This window comes from Pseudomonas sp. PF05 (assembly GCF_056521845.1).
This window is the reverse complement of record NZ_JBWLPW010000016.1, coordinates 27,013-41,047: the sequence shown is the minus strand read 5'-3', so window position 1 is coordinate 41,047 and position 14,035 is coordinate 27,013. Positions and strand designations below refer to the sequence as shown.

At 62.0% G+C, this 14,035-nt stretch carries 19 protein-coding genes; 7 read left to right on the top strand and 12 right to left on the bottom strand.

Annotated elements, in window-relative coordinates; all coding sequences use genetic code 11:
* Positions 1-2: 2 nt before the first annotated feature.
* Entirely contained in the window at positions 3-857 is an 855-nt protein-coding gene (rpoH, locus tag AC09SL_RS23215) for an RNA polymerase sigma factor RpoH (protein ID WP_003177476.1), read from the top strand.
* 194 nt (positions 858-1,051) lie between these two features.
* Here the strand turns inward: rpoH and mtgA are convergent, their stop codons facing one another.
* Positions 1,052-1,774 carry a monofunctional biosynthetic peptidoglycan transglycosylase gene (gene mtgA / locus AC09SL_RS23210; protein ID WP_058543284.1) on the bottom strand — a complete coding sequence of 241 codons (723 nt, stop codon included), beginning with the start codon at positions 1,772-1,774 and terminating at the stop codon, positions 1,052-1,054.
* A 73-nt stretch (positions 1,775-1,847) separates the two neighbouring features.
* Here mtgA and AC09SL_RS23205 point away from each other — a divergent pair, with 73 nt between their 5' ends.
* The 4 genes from AC09SL_RS23205 to trmB all read left to right on the top strand — a co-directional run bounded on the left by AC09SL_RS23205 (position 1,848) and on the right by trmB (position 4,094).
* Complete coding sequence (locus AC09SL_RS23205; RefSeq protein ID WP_058543285.1) at positions 1,848-2,219, top strand: DUF423 domain-containing protein; 372 nt, start codon at positions 1,848-1,850, stop codon at positions 2,217-2,219.
* A 90-nt stretch (positions 2,220-2,309) separates the two neighbouring features.
* Positions 2,310-2,510, top strand: a complete 201-nt coding sequence (thiS, locus tag AC09SL_RS23200) for a sulfur carrier protein ThiS (RefSeq protein ID WP_058543286.1) — start codon at positions 2,310-2,312, stop codon at positions 2,508-2,510.
* Between the two features lie 54 nt (positions 2,511-2,564).
* Positions 2,565-3,359, top strand: coding sequence for a thiazole synthase (locus AC09SL_RS23195; protein WP_003177480.1), 795 nt, complete (start codon positions 2,565-2,567; stop codon positions 3,357-3,359).
* Positions 3,360-3,368: 9 nt separating this feature from the next.
* A complete protein-coding gene (gene trmB / locus AC09SL_RS23190) occupies positions 3,369-4,094 on the top strand; it encodes a tRNA (guanosine(46)-N7)-methyltransferase TrmB (protein WP_058543287.1) in 726 nt (241 codons plus the stop codon).
* A gap of 180 nt (positions 4,095-4,274) precedes the next feature.
* On the opposite strand, the gene AC09SL_RS23185 is transcribed toward trmB, so the two are convergent.
* From AC09SL_RS23185 to AC09SL_RS23140, 10 genes are all read right to left on the bottom strand, one after another.
* Positions 4,275-4,598, bottom strand: a complete 324-nt coding sequence (locus AC09SL_RS23185) for a DUF3392 domain-containing protein (RefSeq protein WP_003177482.1) — start codon at positions 4,596-4,598, stop codon at positions 4,275-4,277.
* An 18-nt stretch (positions 4,599-4,616) separates the two neighbouring features.
* The gene (gene hemW, locus AC09SL_RS23180) at positions 4,617-5,816 is read right to left on the bottom strand and encodes a radical SAM family heme chaperone HemW (RefSeq protein WP_058543288.1); all 1,200 of its coding nucleotides are present in this window, start codon (positions 5,814-5,816) and stop codon (positions 4,617-4,619) included.
* Positions 5,813-6,409: an RdgB/HAM1 family non-canonical purine NTP pyrophosphatase gene (gene rdgB / locus AC09SL_RS23175; protein WP_058543289.1), complete on the bottom strand. Its 597-nt coding sequence runs from the start codon at positions 6,407-6,409 to the stop codon at positions 5,813-5,815. The genes hemW and rdgB overlap by 4 nt, the downstream gene beginning before the upstream one ends.
* A complete protein-coding gene (locus tag AC09SL_RS23170; protein WP_058543290.1) occupies positions 6,406-6,840 on the bottom strand; it encodes a DUF4426 domain-containing protein in 435 nt (144 codons plus the stop codon). Before AC09SL_RS23170 ends, rdgB begins: the two co-directional genes overlap by 4 nt.
* Before the next feature lie 26 nt (positions 6,841-6,866).
* Positions 6,867-7,487, bottom strand: a complete 621-nt coding sequence (metW, locus tag AC09SL_RS23165; RefSeq protein WP_058543291.1) for a methionine biosynthesis protein MetW — start codon at positions 7,485-7,487, stop codon at positions 6,867-6,869.
* Between the two features lie 7 nt (positions 7,488-7,494).
* Positions 7,495-8,634 (bottom strand): homoserine O-succinyltransferase MetX, encoded by a 1,140-nt coding sequence (gene metX, locus AC09SL_RS23160; RefSeq protein WP_058543292.1) that lies wholly within the window; start codon positions 8,632-8,634, stop codon positions 7,495-7,497.
* 310 nt (positions 8,635-8,944) lie between these two features.
* Entirely contained in the window at positions 8,945-9,238 is a 294-nt protein-coding gene (locus AC09SL_RS23155) for a DUF167 domain-containing protein (protein ID WP_064106886.1), read from the bottom strand.
* Positions 9,239-9,243: 5 nt separating this feature from the next.
* Complete coding sequence (locus AC09SL_RS23150) at positions 9,244-9,834, bottom strand: YggT family protein (protein ID WP_058543294.1); 591 nt, start codon at positions 9,832-9,834, stop codon at positions 9,244-9,246.
* A gap of 10 nt (positions 9,835-9,844) precedes the next feature.
* Positions 9,845-10,663: a pyrroline-5-carboxylate reductase gene (proC, locus tag AC09SL_RS23145; RefSeq protein WP_058543295.1), complete on the bottom strand. Its 819-nt coding sequence runs from the start codon at positions 10,661-10,663 to the stop codon at positions 9,845-9,847.
* Positions 10,664-10,698: 35 nt separating this feature from the next.
* On the bottom strand, positions 10,699-11,385 hold the full coding sequence (locus AC09SL_RS23140) for a YggS family pyridoxal phosphate-dependent enzyme (protein WP_058543296.1): 687 nt from the start codon (positions 11,383-11,385) through the stop codon (positions 10,699-10,701).
* Between the two features lie 53 nt (positions 11,386-11,438).
* Between AC09SL_RS23140 and AC09SL_RS23135 the strand changes: the two genes are divergently transcribed.
* Positions 11,439-12,473: a type IV pilus twitching motility protein PilT gene (locus AC09SL_RS23135; protein WP_058543297.1), complete on the top strand. Its 1,035-nt coding sequence runs from the start codon at positions 11,439-11,441 to the stop codon at positions 12,471-12,473.
* 159 nt (positions 12,474-12,632) lie between these two features.
* Here AC09SL_RS23135 and AC09SL_RS23130 read toward each other — a convergent pair whose 3' ends face one another.
* Positions 12,633-13,244 carry a C40 family peptidase gene (locus AC09SL_RS23130; RefSeq protein WP_058543298.1) on the bottom strand — a complete coding sequence of 204 codons (612 nt, stop codon included), beginning with the start codon at positions 13,242-13,244 and terminating at the stop codon, positions 12,633-12,635.
* A gap of 249 nt (positions 13,245-13,493) precedes the next feature.
* Here AC09SL_RS23130 and AC09SL_RS23125 point away from each other — a divergent pair, with 249 nt between their 5' ends.
* A complete protein-coding gene (locus tag AC09SL_RS23125) occupies positions 13,494-13,922 on the top strand; it encodes an NINE protein (RefSeq protein ID WP_003206477.1) in 429 nt (142 codons plus the stop codon).
* The last annotated feature ends 113 nt before the right edge of the window (positions 13,923-14,035 follow it).

The window sequence follows — 14,035 nt, the reverse complement described above, 5'->3', positions numbered from 1 at the left end:
GTATGACCACTTCTTTGCAACCTGCTTATGCTCTGGTCCCGGGTGCGAACCTGGAGGCCTATGTGCACACGGTCAACAGCATTCCACTGCTGACCCCCGAGCAGGAGCGTGAACTGGCCGAGAGTCTCTATTATGAGCAGGATCTTGAGGCGGCTCGGCAGATGGTGCTCGCCCACCTGCGTTTTGTCGTACATATCGCCCGCAGCTATTCCGGCTACGGGCTGGCCCAGGCCGACCTGATCCAGGAAGGCAACGTTGGCCTGATGAAGGCGGTCAAGCGTTTCAACCCGGAAATGGGCGTGCGCCTGGTGTCGTTTGCGGTGCACTGGATCAAGGCGGAAATCCACGAGTTCATCCTGCGCAACTGGCGCATCGTGAAAGTCGCGACCACCAAGGCCCAGCGCAAGCTGTTCTTCAACCTGCGCAGCCAGAAGAAACGCCTGGCCTGGCTGAACAACGAAGAAGTCCATCGTGTCGCCGAAAGCCTGGGTGTAGAGCCTCGGGAGGTGCGCGAGATGGAAAGCCGCCTGACCGGCCATGACATGGCCTTCGACCCGGCCGCCGAAGCGGACGACGACAGCGCTTTCCAATCGCCGGCCAACTACCTGGAAGACCACCGGTACGACCCGGCGCGTCAACTGGAAGACGCCGACTGGAGCGACAACTCCAACACCAACCTGCACGAAGCCCTGGAAGTGCTGGACGAGCGCAGCCGCGATATCCTCTACCAGCGCTGGCTGGCCGAGGAAAAAGCCACGCTGCACGACCTGGCGCAGAAGTACAACGTGTCGGCCGAGCGGATTCGCCAGCTTGAGAAGAGCGCGATGAACAAGCTCAAGGTGTCGATCGCTGCCTGACTGCGATAGCGGCCATGAAAAAACGCCCCGATCAGTGATGATCGGGGCGTTTTTTTGTGCTCGATGTCGGACCCGACACTCCACCTGTGGGAGCGGGCTTGCTCGCGAATGCGGTGTGTCAGTGCACATCAATGTATCTGGTGCACCGCATTCGCGAGCAAGCCCTCTCCCACAAGGGATCTCCAGTGTCTTGGTTACTGGGCCCAAGGTGCTCGCCGCGAATTATTGAGCTCCAGCAAATAACTGTCGCCCCCCAGCTGGCTCATCTGCTGGCGAATCCAGCTCGCCCGTCGCAGTACGTAAGGGCTCGGCCGGCTGGCGCTCCATTTCCGCGGGTTGGGCAATACCGCCGCCAGACGGCTGGCCTGTTGCCGAGACAAGGCGTCGGCGCCTACGCGAAAATGATGTCGCGCTGCCGCTTCAGCTCCGAACACGCCGTCATCCCACTCGACACTGTTGAGGTACACCTCGAGGATCCGCTGCTTGGGCCAGAATATTTCGATCAGCGCGGTAAACCAGGCTTCCAGGCCCTTGCGCAGCCAACTGCGGCCGGGCCACAGGAACAGGTTCTTGGACACTTGCTGGCTGAGGGTGCTGGCGCCGCGAATCGAGCCGCCGCGTCCGTTATGGGTAAGCGCAGCCTGGATCGCACCGAAGTCGAAGCCCCAGTGCTCGGGGAATTTCTGGTCTTCGCCAGCAATCACCGCCACTTTCAGGCTATCGGAGATCTGATCCCAAGGCTGCCAGGTACGTTGCAGGTCGATCGGTTCGCCGCCGAACCAGGATTCAACCTTGCGCTCGATCATCAGCGCCGTGAACGGCGGCGGCACCACCCGAAACAACAGTACGAGCACAACACTGCCAACGGCGAACCAGAGCAGGGCGTTAAGGAATCGTCGAAATAATAAACGCAGCATAGAGATGGCTTGGCCGAACCCGTCGAGCGGGCCATTATACAGACCCTGTCCACCGAGTCTGACTGGAGTTCTCATGCTGCGTAGCTTTCTGATGCTGGCTGCTTTTTTCGGCTTCACGGGCGTGGCACTGGGGGCATTTGCCGCCCATGGCCTCAAAGGCCGCCTGAGCGCCGAATACCTGGCGATTTTCCACACCGGCGTCACCTACCAACTGGTGCACACCCTGGCGTTGCTGGGCGTTGCGCTGCTGGCCACGCACATTCCCGGCCGCATCGTCACCTGGGCCGGGGTTTCATTTGTGATCGGTATCCTGTTGTTCTCCGGCAGCCTGTACCTGCTGACCCTCACAGGTATCAGCAAGTTGGGCATCATCACGCCGTTTGGCGGCGTGGCGTTCCTGATCGGCTGGCTGTGCCTGGGGCTTGCCGCCTGGCGGCTGGGCTGACCGGGCGGTCCATTTCATGACGAATGGCTTGGGTCACCCAGACTGATCGGGCTAGAATGCCAGCCCCTAAAAATGATGGCGGCATCCGGCATGCGCATTCAGTTGAACGGCGAACCCCTTGAACTGCCCGACGGTGAAACCGTTGCGGCCCTGCTGACCCGTCTGGAACTCACCGGACGCCGCGTCGCGGTGGAGCTCAATCTGGATATCGTCCCGCGCAGCCAGCACACCGAAACCACGTTGAACGATGGCGACAGCGTCGAAGTGGTCCACGCCATCGGCGGCGGCTAGTCGCCTCGGTTTCGCGGTATTTCGCAAGAACCTCACCCCAACAGAGGATTTCCCATGAGCATCGTTCGTAGCGACAAGCCCTTCGTCCTGGCCGGTCGTACCTACCAGTCGCGCTTGCTGGTAGGCACCGGCAAATATCGCGACATGGAAGAAACCCGCCTGGCCATCGAAGCCTCGGGCGCCGAAATCGTGACCGTCGCTGTGCGCCGGACCAACATCGGCCAGAACCCGGGCGAACCGAACCTGCTGGATATCCTGCCGCCGGATCGCTACACCATCCTGCCGAACACCGCCGGTTGCTTCGACGCCATCGAGGCCGTGCGCACCTGCCGCCTGGCCCGTGAGCTGCTCGACGGCCACAACCTGGTGAAGCTGGAAGTGCTGGCGGACCAGAAAACCCTGTTCCCCAACGTGATCGAAACCCTCAAGGCCGCCGAAACCCTGGTCAAGGAAGGCTTCGACGTGATGGTCTACACCAGCGATGATCCGATCATTGCCCGTCAATTGGCGGAAATCGGCTGCATCGCGGTCATGCCGCTGGCCGGCCTGATCGGCACCGGCCTGGGGATCTGCAACCCGTACAACCTGCAGATCATCCTGGAAGAAGCCAAGATCCCGGTGTTGGTGGATGCCGGTGTCGGTACCGCATCCGACGCCACCATCGCCATGGAGCTGGGTTGCGAAGCAGTGCTGATGAACTCGGCCATCGCCCACGCCCAGCAGCCGATCCTCATGGCCGAAGCCATGAAGCACGCCATCGTCGCCGGTCGCCTGGCGTACCTGGCCGGCCGCATGCCGAAAAAACTTTACGCCAGCGCCTCCTCGCCGCTGGATGGTCTGATCAAGTAAGAGCCATTGATGACTGAATCGAACGACACGCCGGTCCTGCCGGAAGAAGGCGAAGAGCGCCAGCACCGCCGCATCAAGAGTTTCGTGATGCGCGCCGGGCGCATGACTGAAGGCCAGCAGCGCGGCCTGGAGCAGGGCGCGCCGCTGTTTGTCCTGCCGCTTGCCGATGCACCGGTGGACTTTGACCAGGTCTTCGGCCGATCGGCCCCGCGCTCGCTGGAAATCGGCTTCGGCATGGGCCATTCGCTGCTGGAAATGGCCGCCGCTGCACCGGAGCAGGATTTCATCGGTGTGGAAGTCCACCGTCCCGGCGTTGGTGCGCTGCTCAACGGCGTGCTGACCCAAGGGCTGACCAACCTGCGGGTCTACGATTGCGACGCCATCGAAGTGCTCAACCGCTGCGTGGCCGACAACAGCCTCGACCGGCTGATGTTGTTCTTCCCGGACCCTTGGCACAAAAGCCGCCACCACAAGCGCCGTATCGTCCAGGCGTCGTTCGCTGAACTGGTGCGCAGCAAGTTGAAGGTCGGCGGTGTGCTGCACATGGCCACCGACTGGGAACCCTACGCCGAATACATGCTGGAAGTGATGAACGTCGCCCCGGGCTACCGCAACCTGGCCGAAGACGGCAAGTGCGTGCCGCGCCCGGCTGAGCGGCCGATCACCAAGTTCGAGCGCCGAGGCGAGCGGCTTGGGCATGGGGTTTGGGATTTGAAGTTCGAGAAGGTGGCTTAAGCATCACCAATACCCAATGTGGGAGCTGAACTTCTGTGGGAGCAAGGCTTTGTGGGAGCAAAGCTTGCTCGCGATGCAGGCAACTCGGGATTCAAGTGGGTACCGAGGCGCTGCTATCGCGGGCAAGCCTTGCTCCCACAGAAGCTCAGCTCCCACATTTGTTTTGTGGTGTGGGTGGGATCAGCGCCGATCCGCGACTACGCCGATCAACACCAGCACCACCAACAACACCGGCGCCAGGCTGTAGTTGTTGAACTGGCTCAAGCCCCGGACGACCCACGGCGTGGCGTAGATCAGTGCCGCGCCGCTGCCGATCATGCACAGCAGGGCGATCAGCGGGACGCGCAAGGCGCCGGCGATGCTGCCCAGGCGTTGTTCGACCCAACCCTTGATGTCGGCGCCAAACAGCACCAGCAGGCAACCTACCAATGCCAGGGAGATTTCCGACAGGTTGCTGCGGCTCCAGCGGGACACGGTGGCCAGCAGATCGAGTACCAGATCCATTCGATTTCCTTGTGTTGATCAGCTCAGAAATGTCTGCAGCAAGTCGTTGAGAAACAGCTGTCCGCGCTCGGTGGCCGCCAGACGTGTCGGTTCGACCTGCAACAACCCGCTTTGTTCGGCCTCGCGCCGACCTTCGGCCAGGCTTTGCAGGGGCAGCCCGGTGCGCTCCGGGTACAGCCGCGCTTCCACGCCTGCGGTCAGGCGCAGGGCATTCATCAGGAACTCGAACGGCAGCTCTTCGTTGGCCAGGGTTTTCTCGCCGGCCTGGAAGCTTTTGGCCGGGTTGAGATAGTCCTTGGGCAGGCGGGTCTTCCAGGTGCGCACGATGCGCCCGTCCGGATGGCTGAGCTTGCCGTGGGCGCCGGCACCGATGCCGATGAAGTCGCCGAAGCTCCAGTAATTGAGGTTATGCCGCGCCGCCCGGCCGGGTTGGGCGTAGGCCGAAACCTCGTATTGGGCGTAGCCGTGTTCGGCCAGCAAGGCTTGCCCGGCTTCCTGGATGTCCCACAGCGTGTCGTCTTCGGGCAATGTCGGCGGCTGGTTCCAGAACACCGTGTTCGGCTCCAGCGTCAGCTGGTACCAGGACAAATGCGTCGGCTGCAAGGCGATGGCCTGGCGCAGGTCGCTCAAGGCGTCTTCCAGGGACTGGTCGGGCAACCCATGCATCAGGTCCAGGTTGAAATTGTCGAAACCGGCCTGGCGGGCCATGCCGGCGGCGCGCACCGCCTCGTCGCCGTTGTGGATCCGGCCCAGGGCTTCAAGCTTGGCCTGCTGGAAACTCTGGATGCCGATGGACAGGCGATTGATGCCCAAGGCCCGGTAAGCGACGAATTTTTCTTGTTCGAAGGTGCCGGGGTTGGCTTCCAGGGTTATTTCAATGTCCTGGGCGAACGGTATCCGCGCTTCCACCCCCTTGAGCAGACGCCCCAGGGCCCGGGCGCTGAACAGGCTCGGGGTGCCGCCGCCGAAAAAGATCGAGCTCAACGGGCGACCATGGACCGCGTGCAAGTCCTGTTCGAGGTCGGCCAGCAAGGCGTCGACATATTCCTCTTCCGGCAGCTGAGGGCTGGCGGTGTGGGAGTTGAAGTCGCAATACGGGCATTTGCGCACGCACCACGGGATGTGGACGTACAACGCCAGGGGCGGCAGCACCGGCAGTGGTGCCCGAGGCGTTTGTACACCGCCATGAATCAGCGGTGCGGGAGCGTCATCGATCATTGCAGGCCCAGGCGTTGACGCAGCAGGGCCATCGCACGGGCGCGGTGGCTCAGTTGGTTCTTTTCCACCGGCCCCAGCTCGGCGCTGGAGCAATTGCGTTCCGGCACCCAGAACAACGGGTCATAGCCGAAACCGTGCTCGCCGCTGGCTTCGGTGAGAATGCGCCCGTGCCACAGGCCTTCGCAGAGGATCGGCAATGGATCATCGGCATGGCGTACCAGGGCCAGCACACAAACGAACTGCGCGCCGCGCTCGGCTTCGGGCACGTCCTTGAGGGCGTCGAGCAGCTTGGCATTGTTCGCCGCGTCACCTTTGCCGTCGGCATAGCGGGCCGAATAAATGCCGGGCGCGCCGCCGAGGAAGTCCACGGCCAGCCCGGAATCGTCGGCCAGCGCCGGCAGGCCCGAGATGCGTGCGGCATTGCGGGCCTTGAGAATGGCGTTCTCGACGAACGACAGGCCGGTCTCTTGCGGTTCCACCTGGCTGAACTCGCCAATCGAGCGCAGCTGCACCGACCCGCCGAGCATGGCTTGCAGTTCCTTGAGTTTGCCGGCGTTGTGGCTGGCCAGTACGAGTTGGGTGAAATTGATCATTGGCCCGGGAACAGTTCCTGGTTGAAATTGATGGTGTTGATCTTGTCGCCGGTCTGCACCTTGATCTCGAAGGTACGGGTTTCCTGCTGGGGCACCGGGTACTGGGCGATGTAGTAGATCGCGCCTTGCTCGGTCACCTGCTTGAATTGCAGCGGGATGCTCTGGCTGGTGAGGTCTTTCACAGTGCCGCTGACCTGGGCCATCAAGGGTTTGCCATCCTTGAGCACCGAGACGTTGATCACACCTTGTTGCTTGCTGCGAATCAGATCGGCGCCCTTGGCGATGTCCGGTGTCAGGAAGGTGGAGTTGAAGGTGTTGTAGTGCACGGTGATATCACCGAACACTTCCTTGCGCTCACCCTTGATAGCGTCGGCGGCCATGGCGCCAACGCTCAGGCAAGCGGTGATGAGAAACAACGCTAGACGTTTCATGTCGTGCTCCTGGGTAAGGCCGGGGCTCAGACCGCGACCTGATGATCGTTAAGGCCTGGGCTGCTGACCCGATAGATGCCTATCTCACCTAACAGATTAGGCCATAGCTTGCTGGCCCACCCGTGGCGGTGCTGTTGGTCCACGGCCAGGCGATCGATGACCTTGGCTTGACGCTCGCGGCACAGCGCTTCGAAATCCTCGAAGGTGCAGAAGTGGATGTTCGGCGTGTTGTACCAGGTGTAGGGCAAGAACTCCGAAACGGGCATGCGACCCTTGCTCGCCAGGTACCAGCGGCAACGCCAGTGGCCGAAGTTGGGGAAGGTGATGATGCACTGGCGTCCGACCCGCAGCATTTCGTCGAGGATCTTGTCCGGGTAGTGCACCGCTTGCAGCGCCTGGGTCATGACCACGATGTCGAAGCTGTTGCTGGCAAAATTGCCCAGGCCCTTGTCCAGGTCCTGCTCGATGACGTTGATGCCCTTGGCAACGCACTCGGCGATGTTGTCCGGGTCGTTTTCCAGGCCGTAGCCGCTGACTTGCTTGTTGTCCCGCAGCCAGGTCAGCAGTTCGCCGTTGCCGCAGCCCAGGTCGAGCACGCGGCTGCCGGCGGGGATCCATTCCTGGATGATGTCCAGATCGGCTCTCATGGCGTCCTCACAGCGTTATACGGTTCATGTAGTTGCCGAACGCCTGCAGGTAGCGCGGGATCGGGATCAAAAAGGCGTCGTGACCCTGGGGCGCGTCGATTTCCAGGTAGCAGACGTCCTTGCGCGCGGCCATCAGCGCGTCCACCAGCTCGCGCGAGCGCGCCGGGGAGAAGCGCCAGTCGGTGGTGAACGACATCACGCAGAACTTGGCGGTGGCATTGGCGAAGGTTTTCGCCAGGTTATCGTCGAAGTTCGCCGCCGGATCGAAGTAGTCCAGTGCCTTGGTCATCAACAGGTACGTGTTGGCGTCGAAACGCCCGGAGAACTCCTCGCCCTGATAACGCAGGTAGCTCTCGACCTGGAACTCGACGCTGTGGAAGTCGTAGTTGAGCTTTTCGCTCTTGAGGCCGCGGCCGAATTTCTCGCCCATGGAGTCGTCGGACAGGTAGGTGATGTGCCCGACCATCCGCGCCAGCATCAGCCCGCGCTTGGGGATCACGCCGTGCTCCTGGAACGAGCCGCCGTGGAAGTCGGGGTCGGTGAGGATCGCCTGGCGTGCCACTTCGTTGAAGGCGATGTTCTGCGCCGACAGCTTGGGCGCCGAGGCGATTGCCAGGCAGTGGCGCACGCGGTCCGGGTAGGTGATGGTCCACTGCAGGGCTTGCATGCCCCCCAGGCTGCCGCCGATCACGGCTGCCCACTGGCCGATACCGAGGCGATCGGCCAGGCGTGCCTGGCTGTGGACCCAGTCCTCCACGGTCAGCACCGGGAAATCGGCGCCGAAGGGTCTGCCGGTGTCCGGGTTGAGGCTGCTGGGGCCGGTGGAGCCGTTGCAGCCGCCCAGGTTGTTCAGGCTGACCACGAAGAACTTGCTGGTGTCGATGGGCTTGCCCGGGCCGATGCAACTGTCCCACCAGCCGGGCTTGCGGTCGTCGATGCTGTGGTAGCCGGCGGCGTGGTGATGCCCCGACAAGGCGTGGCAAATCAGCACGGCATTGCTCGCCGTGGCATTGAGGGTGCCGTAGGTTTCGTAGATCAGGTCATAGGCTGGCAACGAACGGCCGCAGGCCAGGGCCAGGGGCTCGCTGAAATGCGCCATTTGCGGCGTCACCAGACCAACGGAATCGGGGGGAAAGGCAGCTGGCATCGACCCTGCTCGCGTTGAAATGAGGCGTAAGTCTAAAGACCGCTGTGGCGGGCGGCAAGCAAAGGCGCGGCTGATTGTCCGCCGTTGTTTTTGTGGCGAGGGAGCTTGCTCCTGCTGGGGCGCGAAGCGGCCCTGTAGGAGCTGTCGAGTGCAACGAGGCTGCGATCTTTCCCCAGGCAATTGAGTCGTGAGCGAACGCACAACAGATCAAGATCAAAAGATCGCAGCCTCCGGCAGCTCCTGCAGGCGCCTCCCAGCGGGAGCAAGCTCCCTCGCCACAGGGTTAACCATGCCCCCGATCCAAGCCGGATCAGGTGGGCCGGGCGAGGCCCGGCAACTCCGGCAGTTTCTTCGGCGAATGGATGCGCACCCGTTTCTGCCGGTTCAATTCGCCGCTGACCAGGCTGACCTGGCTCTTGGACACGCCAAACGCCTTGGCCAGGAACGCCATCAAGTATGCGTTGGCCTTGCCCTCGACCGGCGGGGCGGTGAGGCGGATCTTCAGGCGGTCACCGTGCAGCCCGGCGAAATCATCGCTGCGGGCTGCCGGTTGCAGGTGACACTCCAGGATCAGGTCGTCGCCATCCCAGCGAAAGTAGCTCACGTGGGTCAGATCAGCAGGCGCAGGATTTCCGGCATCATGGTCATCGCCGCCAGGTTGTTGATCACCAGCATGTCGATCAGCTTGAGCACCATGAATGCCAGGATCGGCGAGATATCCAGGCCGCCGAGGTTCGGCAGGATACGGCGGAACGGCGCCAGGGCCGGCTCGCAGATCTGGTTCACCAGTTCGGCGCCCGGGTTGTGACTGCCCGGTGCGACCCACGACAGGATCACGCTGATGATCAGGGCGAAGAAGAAAATCTTCAGGAACAGCGCGGTCACGCCAATGATCGACCAGATCAGCAGTTGCAGCGGGTTGCCGGTGGTGCCGTAGGTCAGCAGCAGTGTCAGGGCCATCAGCGCCAGTTGCACGAGAATCGCCAGGACCAGCGAAGACATGTCCAGGCCGAACAGGCTAGGGATGATCCGACGCAGCGGCTTGAGCAGTGGCTGGGTGGCCTTGACGATGAACTGGCACAGCGGGTTGTAGAAGTTGGCGCGCACCAGTTGCAGCACGAAGCGCAGCAGCACGATCAGCAGGTACAGGCTGCCGAGGGTTTGCAGCACGTACACCGCTGCAGTGTTCAATCCAATCATGAATGACTCCTTATTGGCCCAGTTGTTCGGCCATTTCGGCCGAGCGGTGCGCGGCGGCGCCGAGTGCTTTTTCCACCAGGGCTTCGAAGCCCCCGGCCTGGAACGATTTGATGGCCGCTTCGGTGGTGCCGGCCGGCGAGGTCACACGGCGGCGCAGTTCGGCCGCATCGACGTCGCTGGACACCGCCATGTGCGCGGCGCCCAGTGCGGTCTGCAAGGTCAGCTGAGCGGCGGTTTCCCGGGGCAGGCCGAGTTTCTCGCCGGCGGCGGTCATGGCTTCGATCAGCAGGAAGAAGTACGCGGGGCCCGAGCCGGAGACCGCGGTGACGGCGTCCAGTTGCTGTTCGGTGTCCAGCCACAGTGCCAGGCCGACAGCCGACAGCAGCTCCTCGGCCTGCTGGCGTTGTGCGGTGGACACTTGGGAAGTGGCGAACAGGCCGCTGACGCCCTGGCGTAGCAGCGCCGGGGTGTTGGGCATGCAGCGTACGATGGGCTGCTCGCCGAGCCAGTTGTTCATGCTGGCGCAAGTAATGCCGGCGGCAATCGACACCACCAGTTGATGGGGCTTGAGGCTTGGGCGCAGGGCTTGGCAGACGGTTTTCATCGCCTGCGGCTTGACCGCCAGCACGATGACGTCCGCGCCGTCGATGGCCTGGGCGTTGTCGGCGAAGGTTTCGATGCCGTGCTCGGCGCTCACCCGGGTGCGGGTCGCTTCGCCCGGATCGCTGGCGCGGATCAGGGAAGCGTCCAGGCCCTTGGCCCGCAGGCCGCCGATCAGGCTGGCGGCCATGTTGCCGGCGCCGATGAAGGCAATACGCATGTTGCTCATGACAGGTCCTTATAAAGAGATGAGTCGGCCATGTTTCAGGATTGACCGTAGTCGCGGGCACCAAACAGGGCTGTACCGATGCGCACCCAGGTGGCGCCCTGGGCAATGGCCGACTCAAGGTCGTGGCTCATGCCCATGGAAAGGGTGTCCAGCGGCAGCGCCAGGCTGGCTTGCAGGCGTTGGACAGCGGCGAAGGCAGCATCCTGGGCGGCGCGGTCTTCGGTGGGTTCGGGAATCGCCATCAACCCGCGCAGTTTCAGGCGGGGCAGGGCGCTGATGGCGCTGGCCAGGGCGGGCAGGTCCGCTGGGGTACAGCCGGATTTGCTGGTTTCACCGCTGACGTTGACCTGAATGCAGATGTTCAGCGGTGGCAAGTCGGCCGGGCGTTGTTCGGACAGACGTTGTGCGATTTTCAAGCGATCCACGGAATGCACCCAGTCGAAATGTTCGGCGATAGCGCGCGTCTTGTTCGATTGAATGGGGCCGATGAAGTGCCAGATCAAGGGCAGGTCGGTCAGTTCGAGCTGTTTGCCCAAGGCTTCTTGCAGGTAGTTCTCGCCGAAGTCCCGCAGGCCTGCGGCATAGGCTTCGCGCAGTGCCTGGACGGGCTTGGTCTTGCTCACGGCCAGCAGTTGGACACTGTGTTCGGCACGCTGGGCGGCCTGCTCCGCAGCGCGGATGCGCGAACTAACCTGAGCGATGTTGTCTGCTATCGTGGACATAAAGAAGCGCCAGCGGTGAGGTTCGCGGCATTCTACTGGAATTGAGGAGCGCTATGGATATCACTGAGTTACTGGCGTTCAGCGCCAAGCAGGGCGCGTCGGACCTGCACCTGTCCGCCGGGCTGCCACCGATGATCCGCGTCGATGGCGATGTCAGGCGCATCAACCTGCCGGCACTGGACCACAAGCAGGTTCATGAACTGATCTACGACATCATGAACGACCGGCAACGGGTGGATTACGAAAAGTTTCTGGAGACCGATTTTTCCTTCGACGTGCCGGGCGTCGCACGGTTTCGGGTCAACGCCTTTAACCAGAATCGCGGTGCGGGGGCGGTGTTCCGCACCATTCCGTCGAAAGTCCTGACCATGGAAGACCTGGGGATGGGCGAGGTGTTTCGCAAAGTGACCGAGGCCCCTCGCGGGCTGGTGTTGGTGACCGGGCCGACCGGTTCAGGCAAGTCCACCACCCTGGCGGCCATGATCGATTACCTGAACAGCCACAAGCACCATCACATCCTCACCATCGAAGACCCTATCGAATTCGTTCACGAACCGCGCAAATGCCTGATCAACCAGCGCGAGGTGCACCGCGACACCCAGGGTTTCTCCACGGCCCTGCGTTCGGCCCTGCGGGAGGACCCGGACGTGATCCTGGTGGGGGAGATGCGCGACCTGGAGACCATTCGCCTGGCGCTGACCGCCGCCGAAACCGGGCACCTGGTATTCGGCACCCTGCACACCACGTCGGCGGCCAAGACCATTGACCGGGTGGTGGACGTGTTCCCCGGTGACGAGAAGTCCATGGTTCGCTCGATGTTGTCGGAATCGTTGCAGGCGGTGATTTCCCAGACGCTGGTCAAGAAGATCGGCGGCGGCCGGATCGCGGCGCATGAAATCATGCTGGGCACCGCGGCCATTCGGAACCTGATCCGTGAAGACAAGGTGGCGCAGATGTACTCGGCCATCCAGACCGGCGGCTCGCTGGGGATGCAGACGCTGGACATGTGCCTGAAGGACTTGGTGAACAAGGGGCTGATCAGCCGCGAGCATGCGCGGGAGCGGGCGCGTACGCCGGATAACTTCTAAGCAGGAACAGGGAGGCGGCAGTCCCTGTAGGAGCTGTCGAGTGCAACGAGGCTGCGATCTTTCCACTGCCGATTGAGTCGAGAGCGAAAGATCAGGATCAAAAGATCGCAGCCTTCGGCAGCTCCTACAGGTGCAACCTAGCTAAAGGCCATGCGCTCTTCAGCGCTGAACCACGTGCATCGCCCCCGGCTCTTTGGGCAGCACGCGCTTGGCTATCACGTAATGACTGTTCCAATACGGCTTGTTCAAGGTATCGATGCTCACCGACTTGCCACGGCGCGGGGCGTGGATGAAGCGGTCGTTGCCCAGGTAGATGGCCACGTGGTTGACCCGGCGGCTCCTGAGCTTGAAGAAGATCAGGTCGCCTGGCTTGAGATCCTTGCGCTCGACTTTCTCGCCATGACCGGTGGCCATGGCGTTGGAGGTGCGCGGCAGGTCGAAGGTGGCGTCGTTGAAGGCGTATTTCACCAGCCCGCTGCAATCGAAACCTTTACTTGGGCTACTGCCGCCCCAACGGTAAGGTGTGCCGAGTACATTCACGGCGCGACTCAACACATTGCTGCTCGTTTTGGTCGCCATCGGCGGGACCAGCTTGCTGTTGGTCGTGCTCACGCGCTGGGCGCTTGGCTTGTTCTTGCTCAAGGAAGCAGAAACATGGGATTTCGGGGTATAGCCGTTGACGTTGGGAAGACGTTGCTCACGATTGGTGGCGTGGGCGGCCAGTGGCAATAATAGGCAGAGGGTTAGCCATGTCTTGAAAAATGGACGCATTAGGCAGGGCTCTTAAAGGTTGGCGCGCAACTTTATAACAGCTTTTTTTGCCATTCCGAGGCCGTTTGTCGATTCGAAACGCCGCGCAAAAACCAGCAAAATGCGGCAAATTGACCGGATTGTCCGACAGAACCCCTATGCCACGGGGCTTTCGTCGGTTCGGGGTGCCGAGAACCGTTTGTCGGCCAGACACGAAAAAGTCACAAAAAGTCAGAAAAAATTTATCTATCGAGGCAAAAGAGGCCATTCATGAACAGCTATCAGCAGGATGCAATCCGCGATACCCACAGCAAGGTCATTGGGTATCTGCTGTGGATTTTCGGGTTCACAGGGGCCCATCGTTTCTATTACGGCAAGCCGGTCACGGGCACGATCTGGTTCTTCACCTTCGGCCTGCTGGGCATAGGCTGGTTGATCGACCTGTTCCTGATTCCGGCCATGGACCGCGAAGCGGACCTGCGTTTCACCCCGGGGCCCATCGAATACAGCGTGGCGTGGATTCTTCTGACGTTTCTCGGGGTGCTGGGCGTACACCGCATGTACCAGGGCAAATGGCTCAGCGGGATCCTTTACCTGCTGACCGGCGGGGTGTTTTTCCTGGGGGTGCTGTATGACTTCTGGACGCTGAACGATCAGGTGTCGATTCGTAATGCGCAGAAGCGTGGGGCTTTTCAGTAAGACCGGGTCGCCTGCATCGCGAGCAAGCTCGCTCACACACTGGATCGAGATGTTCACAAATCATGTGTTCACCAAAGATCCACCTGTGGGAGCGAGCTTGCTCGCGATAGGCG